Below are 16,452 nucleotides of genomic sequence, written 5' to 3'. Positions count from 1 at the left end.
GCTATACTTGTTACGTCCCATTCATTGAGTATCCGGGAGGTAGCCATGTCCACTGATTCTACGTCAGCTAAAGATCGGTCAGATAATCATCATTCGCTAAAAAGCAGCATTGAGCAGGCTATTCCATTTGTGGAGCGAGCCAAACTTAGAGTGATTCATCTTGAGCGCGGTAAAGCCACCTGCGAAATTCCACTGGAGCCGAATAAAAATCACATGGGTAGCATGTACGCGGGCGCGCAATTTACATTGGCGGATATTACCGGAGGCGCATTATTTTTAGCTTCTTTTGACAGTGAAACCACGGTTCCAACTCTGAAAAATTTAACCATGGAATTCGTAAAACCGGCAACCAGCGATTTGCATTTAAGCTTACAGATCAGTGAGCAGCAAATCCTCGATATGACACAACAAGCGCAAGCCAAGGGCAAAGCGCACTGTGAACTTGAAGGACAACTGTGTGATCGCGCCAGTGAAGTTGTGGCCCATATGAAAGGTGACTTTTTTATTGTTGCGCGAACAAAATAATCGGCACGAGCAAAACCATTTCTAATAACTGTGATTTTATGAAGCGGTTAATTGTTCCTATGAATCATCCTATGAATCACGGTAAATCACATAATTCGAAACCTGAGACATAAACGCACGCATCTCCGGAAATGAATCGAGTAAATCTAATGCCCGATAATAGTGATGAAACATGCGTGTGCTCGCCCCCTCTACACCTAAACAGGTTACAAAGGTTGCTTTGTTTTGTTGCGAATCCTGATTAAGTGGCTTACCCAATTGTTGCTCATTGCCGGTTGCATCCAATAAATCATCTTTTATCTGAAAAGCCAGGCCAAGATGTCGGGCAAATTCTTTTAACTTAGACTTTTGAATATCATTTTCACCCGCCAAAATGGCTGGAATCAATAAAGATGCTTCAATAGCCAACCCGGTTTTAAGAAAGCATAGGGTTTCCAATTGTTCAATAGATGCTGTTGAAGGATCGCACTTTAAATCCATCAATTGTCCGTCACAGATCGCCTGAGTCACACGAGCAGAATACTGCAACGACTGTAATATATTGCTCTGTGGCACATCAGGGATACTGCTTTGCACTTCAACCGCTTTCATCATTAAAGAAATACCGGTTAACTCCGCCGAAGCTTCGCATTGCAAATGTTTATGCAGCGAAGCACTGCCACGTCGTAAATCTGAATTATCCTGCGAAGGTTTGTCATCAAAAATAATCGATGCCGTATGCATATATTCGATCAATCGAAACACCGGTTTTATTTGTTCAAACTCGAGACCGTAGCGATACACGCCCGTCACATAAGCAAGCACACCACGTAACCGCTTGCCACCAGCCGATAAACTGTAATTTGCCGCGCGTGTTAAAGAATAGCCATTATGTAACGACTTTGTGCGCTGCTGAAAGCTCGATAAAGTAACACCAAGATGTTTATTAATGGTGTTTTGTATCGATTGGTACTCATGCTTAAAATCAGCAGACGCTTGTTGACTTTGTTGAAAATAATTTGTCACCTGTGTGCTAACAAATTTATCAAACCAGGCAACGTTTTCCGACTCAACCACCAGCTGATGAAACATTTGATCAAACGCAAAATCACCCGTAGATAATAACTGTTGTCTTAAATGATCATAAGACTGCTCGCCAATGGACTGGCGCAAACTTCGATGAGCGTTGATACTGCGCTCAAGCAATAGCGACTTAGCTTGTGGTTCATTGCCATAGACTTCATGGATCAAATAAAACACCACCGACCAATAGATCCGATAAGGATTTGCACTATTATCGCTTATTGAATGATTCTGTTTATGGAGATGATAACTGTAGGGAGTCACCGCCTTTTCTTTTATATCATCAAAAATATCTTTAATGTCGTCATTAAACTGATTGTAAATACCAAAACAAAAAGTGCGAAAAGAAAAATCACTATCGTTACTGTCAGATACAATATCTTTTGCTACCTGACGACATCCCGATGATTTTAAAATAATGGGCATAAATAGATCTGAAGCGCTAATATTTTCATCGGACAGTTGACGAGCTCTATCAATATTTTGCGCCTCAAAAAATATGTAGGCCTGCTGAAAAAACCGCGTTGATTGTGAGTCTGGCAAGTGTTGCTTAATTAATTCAAAAGCCTGCTTAAGTTCCGTATATACAAATTGCATGGTGGCTTTATTTTTTTCACTGAACTCAGGGCAGTCAACCACTGTCCCTGACAGTAAACTTTCGCGAATTGCATTGTTAAACAAGGTCTGCTCATTACTTGATAATGTCATGGCCGAGTCTTGCAGATCATCTATAAAAGGATAAGTTAAGCCATAGCAATAACCCAGTTGTATGGCTCGCTCTACCTTTTGTGATTTTTCTTTGTCGGTTAGCTGTTCAGGCATAGCCATCAGTTGATGCAATACCACTCCTGCAATAATCTTAACCAACTTACGGCTACCTTGAGTGGCGTTAACACCCTCAGGCATATTTTGCTGCACAAGTGCCAGTTTAGCCATTAACCAACAGTAGCTTTGCTCAACCCCGTACTGTCTGGCTTTCTCATACAACAGTTTATCGGAAAAATCGACGCCAGAATCTGGCTCAGAACCTGAGCCAGAGCTGTTGCTAACATTATTTTTAATCCATCCATTTAATTTTGTTACCAATTGCTCAATATTTTTTTGCGTTGTTTTATCGGCTAATGACAAGCCCAAGTCACGCATGAAAATGTAGCGAATGGATTTGGTTAAATAATGTTTAAGATTTCTTTCGGCGTGTAACTTTTTAAGAAATGACCAGGAGTTTACATCAACTGAATAAGTATCAAGGGAGCTCGAATCTTCCAGAGTCTCATTATTCCCCCTGATTATTTGATGCGATAGACTATTGTGTTTAATCGATGTTCTATTGTGCTTTTTCCATTGTTGATAATCCTGTGATAATTTCGCTAAGAAATCATTTTTATTGGCAATATCTTCAAGAGTTTCAAAATATTCTCTGGCCTGACTTTCGGCCTGAAAATAACACTGAGGATCCACCAGCTGTGAAGATGAAACAGATGAATTCATAGCCGGAGAGCGAATTTTGTCTGAATCTAAATCAGTTTTATTTACTGGCGCTAAGTTACCCATAGAATCACTTGCTGAAGCTCGCTTAAATATGCTGTACACGTCTTCTGAAACATCATTCGCATTCTCTGACAATGGAATACCCTCTTAAAATAAATTCAACCTAAGCATTAGCGATTATTCATAACAATTGGTCATTGCATTAACTCTTTGCAATAACTCTTTGCAATTTTGATTACAGCAGCAATTACTGTACCACTCCTCCAGTCACCGCAAGACGCGATTTTATTACAGTTAGGAGGTTACGTATTGGTATAAAGTGGCACAAATCATAGTTTCTCAAGCAATCTCAACCAATTTTTAACAAAATTGACCAAATGCCAAACCGTCACTTGAATATTTGTAATAAGCTGTTTTATGGTAGACAAACTGTCTAAAACTCAATCAAACTATATCGAGTGAAAGTCAGCATTAATGAATAAAAGCGTTTATTATTTATAACAAACCATTCAAAAGTAGTTATTAAAATTCATCCAAAACAAAGGAGTGTTCCATGCGTTATTTATCCATTGCAATTATTGTCTCATCTGTATTGATTAATTCATCGGCATTTTCCGCAGAATTGCCAATCAACCCGGGCTTGTGGGAAACCACTATGACACGGACTGATCCCATCAGCGGCACTCCGATTACTGAAACAAGCCAGGAATGTGTAAAGCAAACAAGCTTTGACCCTGCTGATCTGGTGAAAGAAATGAAAGAATGCAAAACCATCACCAATGAGCTGAATGGTAATACCTTAACCTTTAATATGAAGTGCGATATGGCGGGCGCTAGTGCTTCCGTTGAAGGTCAGTTTCAGTCCAGCAGCACAGCAGGCAGTGGCAATATGGCCATTAATATGAATATGGCCGGAATGGTTATGGCAATGAATATGGACTGGACAACCAAGCGAATTGGTGACTGTAACTAAAGATGTGTATTTAGTTTAACCAAACCTATTTAGCTGAGCATACGAGTGAAACTTAATTCTCCTCGTATGCTCATGTTAGAAATTAATTTAAATCACCCAGCTTATGGATCGGGCGCATCTAATTTGATAATTGAAAATGTTGCACCTTGAGGATCATTAATAACCGCCAGCTTGCCAACTTCGGGTACATAAAAAGGTTCAACACAAACCGATCCTCCGAGAGACTTAATTTTTTCACACTCAGCATCGGTATCGGCCACTGAAAAATAGGTCATCCAGTGCGGCGGTATATCACCCCACTCTTCATTCATTTGCATGACACCGCCAGCAGCTTGTTCACCGTTAGAAAAAACCGTATAGGGCCCCATCGACATGTCTTCCGTTTGTGCAGTCCAGCCGAATAACTCACTGTAAAATTTTTCCGCCGCTGCAGCATCGGTTGTGGCCAGTTCATTCCAGCATAAAGTGCCCGGCTCATTAACTATCTCGGCGCCTGCGTTGTTTAACGGTTGCCATAATGCGAAGTTTGCACCCTGTGGGTCTTGCACAAACGCCATTCGACCAGCCTCACCAACCTCGTGTGGGCCAAGCGATACTGAGCCACCTAATGACGTTAATTTCTTAAGCGATACATCAAGGTCCGTCACAGAAACGTAACAAATCCAGTGCGGTGGTATGCTGCGTTCACGTTGCTCAGCCGTCAACGGATACATTGCTCCAACCGTCTTTTCATCTAACTGCCAAAATGTGTAACTGCCCTGTTCAGTTGGCATATCAATCGCCTGCCATCCCATAAGATCACCATAAAACTTTTTAGCGGCATTGGCATCTGTTGTCGCAAGTTCTGGCCAGCAAAAGGTGCCAGGCTTGTATTCTGTACGTTGTCCCATAATCGTTCCCTCTTTTGGTTGGTGGAGTCATTTAATTATGAAACAAATGGTCGAATAAGCAATTCTAACGACCAACTAGGTAATAACTCCTCAGTCTTAGCTTACATAGAATAATTTAAAAATAACTATATATGCCAAAACTGTCTCAACTTAAAAATACTTAACAAAACTTAAAGACATTACAGAAATATCATCCTTAAATCGTTCATATTCTACTTGAAAAGCTTGACCATACTCGCCGACAGGCCAGCGCCCTCCAATACCCCACATAAAAAAATTGTCGTTTTCTGTGGGGATGAAATTAGAGGTTGCATGCATACCGGCCCAACCTGCCTTTATATTTAATGAACCGTATTGTTTAACGCGTAAGCGATAGCCAACGGCCAGAGATGACATGTCGTATCGAATATTACCGGTATTTTGTAATGATGGGTTTACACTTTCTAACTTGGCATTTCCGAGTCTTGAATAATTCAATTCGCTGAACCAGTCGTGTCCCAGATCGAGACCCAAGGTTAATTTTGACGCAGTAGATGAATCGTCTGTTATTTGCCAGTTAGTATTTTCAGTTAACGGATTGAATTTCGATGCGCCAATTCCCATCCCTATATACCAGCACATATTTTTTGATTCTTTTCCGGAAATACATGCATTGTTTTCGGAGGCATTAAGCTTAAACGAAAATAGACTCGTTGCGATTAACGCCAAAATTAATCGCGCTTTCACTGAATTCCTTAATGTTGCCAACATCATTAACATGAATAGTAGGATGAAACTAGAACTACCACTGCTAGACGTTGGCTCTACTTTAATTTCAGCCTGAATACGATCATCAATGCCATCATTATTAAAGTCGCCGTCTTCATTAGCATCTAAAATACCATCACCGTCGGTGTCGAGATCACGGAACGCTAACACACCGTCGCCATCAATATCGTCGTTGTTAAACACACTGTCATCCATACCATCTCCGTTGGCATCTACACCGCTAGTTTGATCAACATCAATTGCATCATCGAGACCATCGCCATCGGTATCCTGACCCGATAACACCACATTAATTTGTTCACGCAAATCACTGATGCCATCGTTATCACTGTCAGTATCAAGATAATCGGGCTGACCATCGCCGTCGGTATCAACCACGGAAAAAGCATCACTTATACCATCTCCATTGGCATCGTTACCGCCCGCAAAATCAACGTCGTAACGATCGTCTATACCATCACTATCAGCATCTTGACCAAGCGGTGCAGGACGATTCGCCTCGAACTGGTCTGTTAATCCATCACCATCGCTATCACGATCATTTGCGTTGATTAAACCGTCTTGATCATTATCAAGAGTACCTTCGACAACATCGGCAATACCGTCACCGTCATCATCACGATCGGTACTGCTGGCTATACCATCGCCATCGCGATCAGGTGCGTTACCAAATTGATTCTGTTCTTCATCCACTGAATCAACCAAGCCATCGCCGTCGGTGTCGGTCGCATTATCAATTTGACCATCGCCATCGATATCGAGCGATGCGCCACCGCCGGATAAAATATCGAAAGTGCCATCGTCGTCACTGTCACGATCCAGATAGTCAGGGATACCATCGTTATCAGTTGATTGTGGAGTATCGGTGGCTACATCAGCTTCGTCTAATAAGGCGTTTTGATCCGTATCATTAAACCCAGCTTCGGTAACGTCTGACAGGCCATCATTATCTGAATCGAGGTCAAACATATCAGGCGATTGATCGTTGTCGGAATTCTGTAAACTCACGTTGTCGTCAATGCCATCAAGGTTTGCATCAGTACCGCTGGTTATATCAACATCGAAAGCATCGACAATTTGATCACCGTCACTGTCAGTATCACTTACCAACGATTCAGCGCGATCGGTAATACCATCTTGGTCGGAGTCATTATCACGATAATCCTCTACGCCATCACCATCAAAGTCGGATGTCATCTCCATTAACAAACGGGAAAGATCAACATTTTGCCTTAAAGCTAATCCCAACTCGTTTTCTAATGCATCGGGAACCAAGTCATTGTCGGAATCCCGATCATACGCATCGGCAATACCGTCACTGTCAGTATCCACCAGAGCGGCATCATCAATACCATCACCATTTGAATCAGTGCCTCCTGTTTGATCCACATCAAAGGCATCATCTATGCCGTCACCGTCAGTATCCAAACCGCTAGCATTGGATTCGTTAAAATCGGGAATACCATCATTGTCGCTGTCCGTATCAAAGACATCGGCTTCACCATCACCATCAGTATCTATATTGGCATTACCATCCATCACATCGGGTATACCATCGCCGTCTTCATCCGGACTGGAATCCAAGTAATCAGGTATGGCATCACCATCAGAGTCACTAGTCCCTTCTTCACTATCAGGAATACCATCTCCGTCACTGTCTTCATCCAAGTAATCAGGAATACCATCGCCATCAGTATCGCCTGTCCCTTCTACAAGATCAGGAATACCATCTCCATCGGAATCCAGATCAGCTATGCTCTCTGTTGCATCACTGATTAAGGTTTCCTCTGTACCACCACCATCGGTATAACTCACAACCACACGGATGGTCTGGCCAACATCATCGTCACCCAGTAAATAACTTGACCCGGTTGCGCCAGAAATATTCGAACTCGAACGTTGCCACTGATATGAAAAGGCTCCTAAACCATCTTCATCAACAATGGATGATGTTTCAGCGGTTAATGTTTCGTTTCGTACTGGTGTACCGTTAATTATTACTTCACCTGTTGGCAAATCGTTTACTCCATTAACGGTAATGGTGAAACTTTGATCAACATCGACGGTGCCATCGTTTACACGAAGCGTCACATTATGATTGCCCACTTCATCGTTCGTTGGCGTTCCGGTTAATACGCCAGTACCCGCGTTAAAGCTTAACCAGCTCGGTAACGTTGGCGCACTTAACGTTAAGGTATCGCCACTATCGTCATCCGTTGCCGTGAAGGTGTAACTGTAAGCAGCGTCTTCTGTTGCAGCGGTGATTGCCGTGCTCGTCACCACCGGAGCATCATTAATATTACTCACGGTAATGGTGAAGCTTTGATCAACATCGACGGTGCCATCGTTTACACGAAGCGTCACATTATGATTGCCCACTTCATCATTCGTTGGCGTTCCGGTTAATGCGCCAGTGCCCGCGTTAAAGCTTAACCAGCTCGGTAACGTTGGCGCACTTAACGTTAAGGTATCGCCACTATCGTCATCCGTTACCGTGAAGGTGTAACTGTAAGCAGCGTCTTCTGTTGTAGCCGTGATTGCCGTGCTCGTCACCACCGGAGCATCATTAATATTGCTCACGGTAATGGTGAAGCTTTGATCAACATCGACGGTGCCATCGTTTACACGAAGCGTCACATTATGATTACCCACTTCATCATTCGTTGGCGTTCCGGTTAATGCGCCAGTGCCCGCGTTAAAACTTAACCAGCTCGGTAACGTTGGCGCACTAAAAGTGAGCGGATCACTGTCGGCATCGGTTGCTGTTAATGTATAACTGTAGCCAGAGTCTTCCGTTGCAGTCGTAATGGCTGTACTAGTAATGGAAGGCGCAGTATTAACCACACCCGTTATCTGATTGCTGTTGACGGAGGTCAACCCACCGGAACTAGCTTGCAGATTAAAGTTTTCATTGGAGCCACCACTGGCGGTATAAGTAATTTGTAATCCAGTAAAAGTTGAAACACCGGAGCTTGGTGTAATCGAAACGGTTGCGCCATTACCATCGGTATCGCCTGTGCCACTCATGGTTGCGGTTCCGGCACCGTTAACTTCGGCCAACGAAATGTCGGTACTGTACCCGGTATCAACAACACCATTAGCATCTTGTGCAGACACTACTGGTACAGTTGTGAAATTTGTTGCTTCGCCACTATTAACACTTAAAGGCGCGGGTTGCGTTTGGTAAACCAGTGTTGTTGCGACTACATCCGACGTTACGGCATTTGAATCGACCGTTGATAAGTTGGAACCCACACCGTCCTGGTCGTTCGCGGTCAGGGTAAAACTTTGCTGATCCGCAGTCGCGGTGTATATCACATTCGTAAAGGTCGCCACACCCGAAGAGGCAGAAACGCTGCCATTGGATAAAGAGCCCGAGCTGGCTTCGGTTACTGTAATGGTTTCGGTAAAGTCGGTATCGGTATTACCAAACGCATCTTGTGCGGTAACCGCTGGTTGTGTCGTTAATGTATTACCCGATACTGAGCCTGCAGGCTGTGTGATAAAGGCTAAAATAGAAGCTGTGACATCAATGGTAGATCCCGTACCATTAGTCACTGCTGAAGTCACCCCCATCTGTGTTCCGGAGCTGCCAACAGTTAGATCCGAGTCTCCATCAACGGAAAAAACAAACGTCTGATCTTCCGTCAACCCTGTATTGTCATTGTAATAGCCACTGAGTGTATAGATCTCACTGGCAGCATCCGCGATAGAAATCGACAAACCGGTGAAGGTAATAGTGTCGCTTCCAGCGTTATAGGTTCCTGTAACATTACTGACATCCGGCCCGTTTAGCTGCCAGTTGACCTTGTTACGGGTAACGTCTGACGTGGTGCCAGAAACATTTACTACCACCTGCGATACCGTCATAGCCATTCCATCTGCGGTGCCTCCATCCGATAAAGTAAAGTCGAACACATTCACCGCTTCGCCGATAGTATCCACTGTCGTCGCCAGGCCAACCGGCTCTATTACTCCAGCAGCACTTATCAAACTACCATCATTGTCTTGCACCTGTGCGGTCAACTGATTACTGTTGACCGTAGACAGACCACCCGAGCTGGCCTGCAGGTTAAAGTTTTCCGACGATCCACCAGAGGCAGTATAAGTGATCTGCATGTTACTGAATGTGGACACTCCCGAACTGGGCGTAATGGACACCGTCGCACCATTACCATCGGTGTCACCCGTTCCACTCATGGTTGCCGAACCCGCTCCATTCACCTCGACTAACGTAATGTCGGTGCTGTAGCCAGTATCAACTACCCCGATAGCATCTCGTGCAGAAACAACCGGCACCGTTGTAAAGTTAGTTGCAATACCGCTGTTAACAGATAAAGGAGCTGGCTGTGTATCAAACAGCAGTAAGGTAGCCACCACATCGGAAGTAACTGAATTAGCGTCAGTTGTTGATAAATCAGATCCCACACCGTCTTGATCATTTGCGGTTAAGATAAAACTTTGTTGGTCTGCGGTTGCGGTGTAGGTCACATTGGTAAACGTGGCAACTCCCGAAACAGCACTCTGTGTTGCGTTTGTTAGTGTACCGGCGCTGGACTCAGTTAATGCAATCGTTTCAGTAAAGTCAACATCCGTATTACCAAACGCATCTTGTGCCGTCACCACTGGCTGTGTGGTTAATGCACCGCCTGATACCGATCCTGCCGGTTGTGTTGTAAACGCTAATGCAGATGCAGTAACATCGAGTGTTCCGCCACTACCATTAGTTATGGCAGACGTACTTCCCATTTGTGTACCAGCACCACCCACTGTTAAGTCGGTATCGCCATCCACACTTAGAATAAACGTATTGTCTTCAGTAACATTGGTGTTGTCGTTATAATAAGCATTGATGGTATACGTTTCACTGCCACCATCAGCAATGGAAATACTCAATCCAGAAAAGGTAATGGTGTCGGCTCCGGCGTTATAAACTCCCGTCACATTCGACACATCATTTCCATTCAGTCGCCAGGTGATATTGTCGCGTTGCGTGTCGGTTGTTGTTCCACTCACATTAACGACCACCTCACTGACTGTCATGGCCAATCCGTCAGATGTTCCACCATCACTTAACGTAAAATCGAAAATATCAACCGCTTCGCCGACCGTATCGACCGTTGTATCTAAACCTACGGGTTCAGTTACACCACCGGCAGCCGTTAATGAGCCGTCACTGTCGGGCGTATCATCAACCGAAATTGTCCTTGTATCGTTGGCGCTATCGGTATTGGTGTCCGTCGCTGTAAAAGTAACGGTACGATCAGAAGTTCCCGGTGTGCTTGATGTATTGTTGTAATGAATCGCGCGTAAGGTTTGTTGCACCAATGCGTTGGTTGCATCGGAATCAAACGTAATGGTTAACGCCGTACCATTGGTCACGGTTCCTTCACTGGCGCTCAGTGTTCCTATGACGGTTCCACCGTTTAATAAATTCGTTCCTGATGTATTGATCAAACCAACAACATTATCCGGGATTGAAAGTTGATCGGCCGCTTCGTTATTTGCTGTTATTTGCGCAACCAGTGTTCCACCATTCCAGTCGGCATCACCGTCAGCATCGCTTAAAGTTGCAGCACTATCAATTTGAGTTACACCATCGCCTTCGGTAAATGCCAGTGTAGAATTATCGATACTGATGGCAGGAGTGGTGTTGGTATTAAAACTCATATTCAGGTTATCAACACCCCAAAAAGTCGGCGTACTTGGCGTAATGTAGAGTTTTGTGATGCCATCGAATCCGGTTAAATCAACCGTCTCTCCGCTGTAAGTTGCTAAAGATGATGAGGTAACGGAATCCCCAACATCGGATGTAATTGTGAAGTCTGCGCCGTTTACATTGCCATTTTTAATGTAAATGGACGAAGCATCAAAGGTCTCACCACCTGAAAAGTCTAAAGTTAATAAAGATTCAGGACTACTGAAGAATCCGGCATAAACATAATTACTGCCGTTCGTTATATACGTACTAACATCAGCACCATCTGCAACAATGGTATACCCCCCATTGGTATAACTTGCATCAGTGCCCGCGGCTCCATCATAAGCACCTGAAGTGGCGGCGCTAATTTCAAATCGAATTTCCCCAGGAATCGGGAGAATTGACGTGAAATCTTTTAACGCTAAATCGCTGAAAGGTTTATCGGTTTCAATATTCCCTTTAACAATTTCCAAGTCCCAGTCGCCGTTTTTATCGCTAGCTCCTGTTTTGTTATTGGAAGCAGCAACGTCGACATTTGCTTTATTTGCAATCAATTCTAATAAATGATCACCGGATGAGTTTGCCGCTAAATCACAACCATAAATTAAAACATCACCTTTATCTTTTAGCGCGTGGTCAATAGAAGCTAAAGCTTGAACATCTTGCTTCAACTTATCTTCTGTTATAGCTTGCTTTCCTAAATAAATAACGCCTTTTTTTGCATGAGACACCAGGTGCAATGCATCAAGATTTTGATAATTAGCAAGAGCGTTGGATAGTTGATTTAAGCTGTTTTTAGTAAACTTAATTTCAACCACATCCACACCAGGGCGACTCATATTATAAAAAACATGCTTGTCTTCGATTGAGGCATCAATAATCACTAGTTCTCTGGTTGGGTGTAATGTTTTTAGCTCAATTTCCTGATAAGTTAATGACTGACTATTTAAATTAGTACTCTCATTTTTGTTAAGCTTAATTAACTTTACATCGTCGACATGGCTTAAATTCATTCTCTTTTGTGTATCAGAATTAATATTGTCAGGAATATCTAAATTACTTGCAGACAAATCCTTTAAAGCCAACAATTGTTTATTCGTTTTAGCCTTCTTTGATTGACGATTACCCAATGGTTGTACAGGGCGATCAAGAAAAACATCAACATTACCTGATCGATAAAGTGATGCAGAGGATGAGCGACCATAATAAGATCCTGTCGGCGACGAAGATAACCCCATACTCACGCCCAAGCTTAAAGGAAGCATAGCAACGGCAATCTGATGAACGCTTTCTCGATTCATAACTTCATCCTAATTTATAATTAATTCAATAAAAATCTAAGATTCTTTCGGCGAAATAATACTGGCATTAGTCCCTGTACTATCTTTCCAAAATGCCATTTCACTGTATTTGGCAAACAAATCCGGCGGTAAAATGGTTCGGCGTGGTGAAAACTCAACTTTTCGTCTTACCGTATGCAAACCTTTGACTCCCAACTTTTCATCAAAGTCGGCTTCCTGATAGTCAACATTTTCAAAATCGTGATCGACCGGAGATTCATCAATAAACTCATACAACAATCGAAGTGTTTTTTCAGGATGCTGCGTGAGTAAGTCGTAGTCCAGTAACAGTAATCGATGAGAATGCTCGCCGTAATAGGCTTCTTTTAGCGCAGTCCAAGCACTTCCAACAACACCTGCAGCATTGATTAGCGCTTCACATCGCGAATAAACCGTCTGCCGAGATTGCGGACTGTACATGCGACTGTAATCAAAGGGGTTTTTTCGGTAAATACGTTCAAAACTATCCATTATCCAAGCAGGATTCCTAACACAACAAATAATCTTAAAGTTTTCGAATAACTCTGAGAGCTGGTGCAAGCGAGCATTCCAGATTCGATTGGTATCAAAGATTACATCATAATCGGTTTTGTCGTAGTAATAGGATTGAAAAAGCGAGTGACATACATGTTTACGCTTTTTATCGTCAAAAAAGGTGAAAAACTCTCCTCCCGCACCCATTTGTTCAAGACATCCATTCATTAAAGATGCAACCGGGCTGGACATTGCCGCATAAAAACGATTATTTTGCTTTAACAATCCTGAGAGTAATGTCGAACCAGAACGTGGCAGCCCCGAAATAAAGTGAAACTTATTAAGCATAATTTATAAACTATTTTATAGGGTTTCTAGTAAATTAGAACATATAACATCAAGGCTCACAGCAACGAGGTGAGCCAAGTAGTAATTACCATCACTATCATTTCTCAACTAAATTTTTATAAGTTATAGCATTCTCTATAAGTTGAGTGTTTTATAAACAATCATCCAAATGGATAATAATAAAAATTGATACAGTAAATTCCTTCTATCAAGTTAGACTCAAAAAGCATATACCGCAAGAAATTAAATACATATAGTTTTATTTTAACTAAAAAATACACTTTAATTTATATCGGTATTGCTCTCCCTCCTGTTATGACTAGTAACTATTCTCCCCACTAAGTTTGTCGTCAAAAAAGTAAAGATCCTATCACTAGCCCCAGTTGTTCATCAATCACTCATTAAAGAAACCTCCAGACTGGACATCGCTGCATACAATTGAGAGTTTTCCTGTGTATGAGCAATAACCAAAGTTAACCCCAATCAAAATAACCTGAAATGAAGTAATACTGTCTATTCATTCAATGTCGCCCTTACTCACTGAATACTCTTACCTAAAATGAGTCGAAGCCTATGCTTCAGCACTTTTTTCAACTGCGAGAAGGAAACAGTCCTTGAAGCGCAATACAAAAATTAATGCCCATCAAAGGCTGTCGATTTTCATGCGCAAGACTTTGCCCGGCGTTAGCAAGACTTTGTGGCGATAAGTTAGCATTTAATGACATTTGATCCGACGTGTAAGAAATAATTTCTGCTGCCGAATCGACATCTTGCCCCATAAAATGAGCCTCACTTGGTTGGCCTGAATTTCCTCCTTCAGCAACACCATTTAAAATATGATCGTGCTGCGGTAACTGAGCTTCAGTCAGCGTGACTTCTTTTTGGCCACTGCGTTCACCCAATCGCCTTGGTGTTAACCCCGGACCATTGCCTGGGTTCATGGGCACGCGATCCGATAGATTAGGAAGCGCCATGGTTGTTCTTCCATCACCGCCATAAATGGTGCCTATCAACGCAAACAGTGCTGTGTTTTCTGAAATAGGTAATAACTGGCCATTACAAAAGGCCCAGGAACGTGGCGCAAAGTTACATGCCCACATACGAATTTCTGCAATAAACGGTTCTGACATTATTGGCTCCTTATTGTCGTTGCGGGAAAGCACCAACCATACAAATGATAAAGTTAACGCACAAAAACGGCATGATGTTGTTGTGCGACTGACTATCCCCTGAAAAAGCAATGGTTTGGCTGTTTAATTGTTGAAAATTTGCGGGATCCGAGGGACTCCCTGCATAGGGTTGATCGCCATCGGATTGCGACGCCATCACATCATTTGCCGGATTACTGGAGTCTGCATCATCACGACTGGCCACATACGCATGATTATGGCTCGGCATTTGATTTGTGCTCAATGTTTCTCTTTCGAAACCCAGCCGCTGTCCTAAAAAGCGCGGCGTTAAACCATTACCTCGTCCCTGATGAATCGGAATACGTCCACGAAAATCAGGCAAGCCAAAAGATGTACGACCATCGCCACCATAAGTTGTACCTAACAATGCAAACAAGGCATTGTTCTGAGATATTGCTATCATTTGTCCACTGCAATTCGCCCAAGAACGCGGAGTAAAATTACCCGCAAACATGCGTATTTCGCCGATATATGGATCACTCATTGATTCAGTCCTCCTGAGTTAATTGCGAGACGGAAATAAACCCGTTACGGCAATGCAAAAATTCACAACCAACGAAGGTTGCATATTATTGTGAGGCAAATTACCTCCAGCATTCGATACACTTTGCGAATTCAGCGGCACCAGGTTATTAGGCGATCCATAAACATCTTTTGGCCCCCGACGAGCTGGACGTCCTTCAGTCTGATAACCAGCTGCAAGCACTCGTCCCGAAAAATCATTGGCGTTTGCGTCTTCTGTCGAACCTCGTAACGTATGAGTATGGACCGGCATTTCAGCAACATTTAACGTGACGGATTCTGTACCGGCTCTTTCACCCAGTTGAATTTCCCCTTCTTCTGAGTGCATCGGCGATCGACCGCGCAAATCGGGTAAACCAAAGGAGGAGCGACCATCACCACCAAACGTTGTTCCTAGAAGCGAAAATAACGCCTCATTCTGACTGATTTGCATTAACTGACCATCACACTCCTGCCAACCTCGTGGAGGCCAACCGAATCCCCACATTCGTATTTCACTTAAAAAAGGTTCAGCCATAACAGTTTCCTCTTTACAATTTATGTGAGTCACCCCACAATCTATTTTTTTACTTTCCAATCCAATTTCTATGACAATAAAAAACTGGACTCAAAAAGTTTCTTTACGAAAATTTTCAACCGATGATATTCCCTTTATGCGTTCTCTCTATGCATCGACCCGAGAGAGCGAGTTGGCAATGACCAACTTTACATCGGAAGAAAAAAAACAATTTATTACGCAACAGTTCAACGCTCAGCTGTCGCATTACACACAGTATTATTGCAGCGATGCCTTTTATATAATTGAATACCAGGGTAAGTCCGTTGGCCGGCTGTTTGTCGATTACTGGAAAAACGAAATTCGAGTGGTTGATATTGCTTTGATGCCCGACTACCGAAATCTCGAGCTGGGATCCTATTACTTCACGCAATTGTTTGAAGAAGCGCGCCAAAGTAACCGAACTGTGACAATTCATGTGGAACATAACAACCCGGCCAAGCAACTTTACGAACGACTTGGATTTAAGTTGAAAACCCAAACAAATGATATTTATTTGCTGATGGAGTGGTGTCCGTAATATTGTCATAATCGGCTCTATAGTATCGACGCTGAGGCTTGTTTTTTTACGCTCTCGTGCGATAACCGTTTCGTATTCTGTTTCAGAGTTGGGTG

The 16,452-nt window shown here is 43.0% G+C and carries 10 protein-coding genes; 3 read left to right on the top strand and 7 right to left on the bottom strand.

The genetic code is table 11. The features are described from left to right. The first annotated feature begins 45 nt into the window (after nucleotides 1-45). Nucleotides 46-525 (top strand): PaaI family thioesterase, encoded by a 480-nt coding sequence (locus C8D97_RS08890; protein WP_109763427.1) that lies wholly within the window; start codon nucleotides 46-48, stop codon nucleotides 523-525. A 69-nt stretch (nucleotides 526-594) separates the two neighbouring features. Here C8D97_RS08890 and C8D97_RS08885 read toward each other — a convergent pair whose 3' ends face one another. Further along, nucleotides 595-3,210 (bottom strand): polyprenyl synthetase family protein, encoded by a 2,616-nt coding sequence (locus C8D97_RS08885; protein WP_109763426.1) that lies wholly within the window; start codon nucleotides 3,208-3,210, stop codon nucleotides 595-597. Nucleotides 3,211-3,628: 418 nt separating this feature from the next. On the opposite strand from C8D97_RS08885, the gene C8D97_RS08880 reads away from it, so the two are divergent. Beyond that, nucleotides 3,629-4,048 (top strand): DUF3617 domain-containing protein, encoded by a 420-nt coding sequence (locus tag C8D97_RS08880; protein WP_109763425.1) that lies wholly within the window; start codon nucleotides 3,629-3,631, stop codon nucleotides 4,046-4,048. A gap of 101 nt (nucleotides 4,049-4,149) precedes the next feature. Here C8D97_RS08880 and C8D97_RS08875 read toward each other — a convergent pair whose 3' ends face one another. The 6 genes from C8D97_RS08875 to C8D97_RS08850 form a co-directional block, all read right to left on the bottom strand. Beyond that, nucleotides 4,150-4,938, bottom strand: a complete 789-nt coding sequence (locus tag C8D97_RS08875; RefSeq protein ID WP_109763424.1) for a VOC family protein — start codon at nucleotides 4,936-4,938, stop codon at nucleotides 4,150-4,152. Nucleotides 4,939-5,088: 150 nt separating this feature from the next. Continuing rightward, complete coding sequence (locus tag C8D97_RS08870; protein ID WP_109763423.1) at nucleotides 5,089-12,708, bottom strand: putative Ig domain-containing protein; 7,620 nt, start codon at nucleotides 12,706-12,708, stop codon at nucleotides 5,089-5,091. A gap of 36 nt (nucleotides 12,709-12,744) precedes the next feature. Continuing rightward, entirely contained in the window at nucleotides 12,745-13,569 is an 825-nt protein-coding gene (locus C8D97_RS08865) for a sulfotransferase (protein WP_109763422.1), read from the bottom strand. A 590-nt stretch (nucleotides 13,570-14,159) separates the two neighbouring features. Continuing rightward, nucleotides 14,160-14,699 carry a phage tail protein gene (locus tag C8D97_RS08860; protein ID WP_109763421.1) on the bottom strand — a complete coding sequence of 180 codons (540 nt, stop codon included), beginning with the start codon at nucleotides 14,697-14,699 and terminating at the stop codon, nucleotides 14,160-14,162. Nucleotides 14,700-14,709: 10 nt separating this feature from the next. Further along, complete coding sequence (locus C8D97_RS08855; RefSeq protein WP_109763420.1) at nucleotides 14,710-15,243, bottom strand: phage tail protein; 534 nt, start codon at nucleotides 15,241-15,243, stop codon at nucleotides 14,710-14,712. Nucleotides 15,244-15,261: 18 nt separating this feature from the next. Continuing rightward, nucleotides 15,262-15,798 (bottom strand): phage tail protein, encoded by a 537-nt coding sequence (locus C8D97_RS08850; RefSeq protein ID WP_109763419.1) that lies wholly within the window; start codon nucleotides 15,796-15,798, stop codon nucleotides 15,262-15,264. 70 nt (nucleotides 15,799-15,868) lie between these two features. Here C8D97_RS08850 and C8D97_RS08845 point away from each other — a divergent pair, with 70 nt between their 5' ends. Continuing rightward, the gene (locus tag C8D97_RS08845; protein ID WP_109763418.1) at nucleotides 15,869-16,357 is read left to right on the top strand and encodes a GNAT family N-acetyltransferase; all 489 of its coding nucleotides are present in this window, start codon (nucleotides 15,869-15,871) and stop codon (nucleotides 16,355-16,357) included. The last annotated feature ends 95 nt before the right edge of the window (nucleotides 16,358-16,452 follow it).

This window comes from Pleionea mediterranea, from assembly GCF_003148745.1.
Lineage (GTDB): Bacteria > Pseudomonadota > Gammaproteobacteria > Enterobacterales > Kangiellaceae > Pleionea > Pleionea mediterranea.
This window is presented reverse-complemented; position numbering and strand designations above follow the sequence as displayed.

What these genes read in the sequence shown, in the direction of transcription:
- C8D97_RS08890 (WP_109763427.1), top strand. Translation starts at nt 46, where the DNA reads ATGTCCACTGATTCTACGTCAGCTAAAGATCGGTCAGATAATCATCAT.
- C8D97_RS08880 (WP_109763425.1), top strand. Translation starts at nt 3,629, where the DNA reads ATGCGTTATTTATCCATTGCAATTATTGTCTCATCTGTATTGATTAAT.
- C8D97_RS08875 (WP_109763424.1), bottom strand. Translation starts at nt 4,938, where the DNA reads ATGGGACAACGTACAGAATACAAGCCTGGCACCTTTTGCTGGCCAGAA.
- C8D97_RS08870 (WP_109763423.1), bottom strand. Translation starts at nt 12,708, where the DNA reads ATGAATCGAGAAAGCGTTCATCAGATTGCCGTTGCTATGCTTCCTTTA.
- C8D97_RS08865 (WP_109763422.1), bottom strand. Translation starts at nt 13,569, where the DNA reads ATGCTTAATAAGTTTCACTTTATTTCGGGGCTGCCACGTTCTGGTTCG.
- C8D97_RS08860 (WP_109763421.1), bottom strand. Translation starts at nt 14,699, where the DNA reads ATGTCAGAACCGTTTATTGCAGAAATTCGTATGTGGGCATGTAACTTT.
- C8D97_RS08855 (WP_109763420.1), bottom strand. Translation starts at nt 15,243, where the DNA reads ATGAGTGATCCATATATCGGCGAAATACGCATGTTTGCGGGTAATTTT.
- C8D97_RS08850 (WP_109763419.1), bottom strand. Translation starts at nt 15,798, where the DNA reads ATGGCTGAACCTTTTTTAAGTGAAATACGAATGTGGGGATTCGGTTGG.
- C8D97_RS08845 (WP_109763418.1), top strand. Translation starts at nt 15,869, where the DNA reads ATGACAATAAAAAACTGGACTCAAAAAGTTTCTTTACGAAAATTTTCA.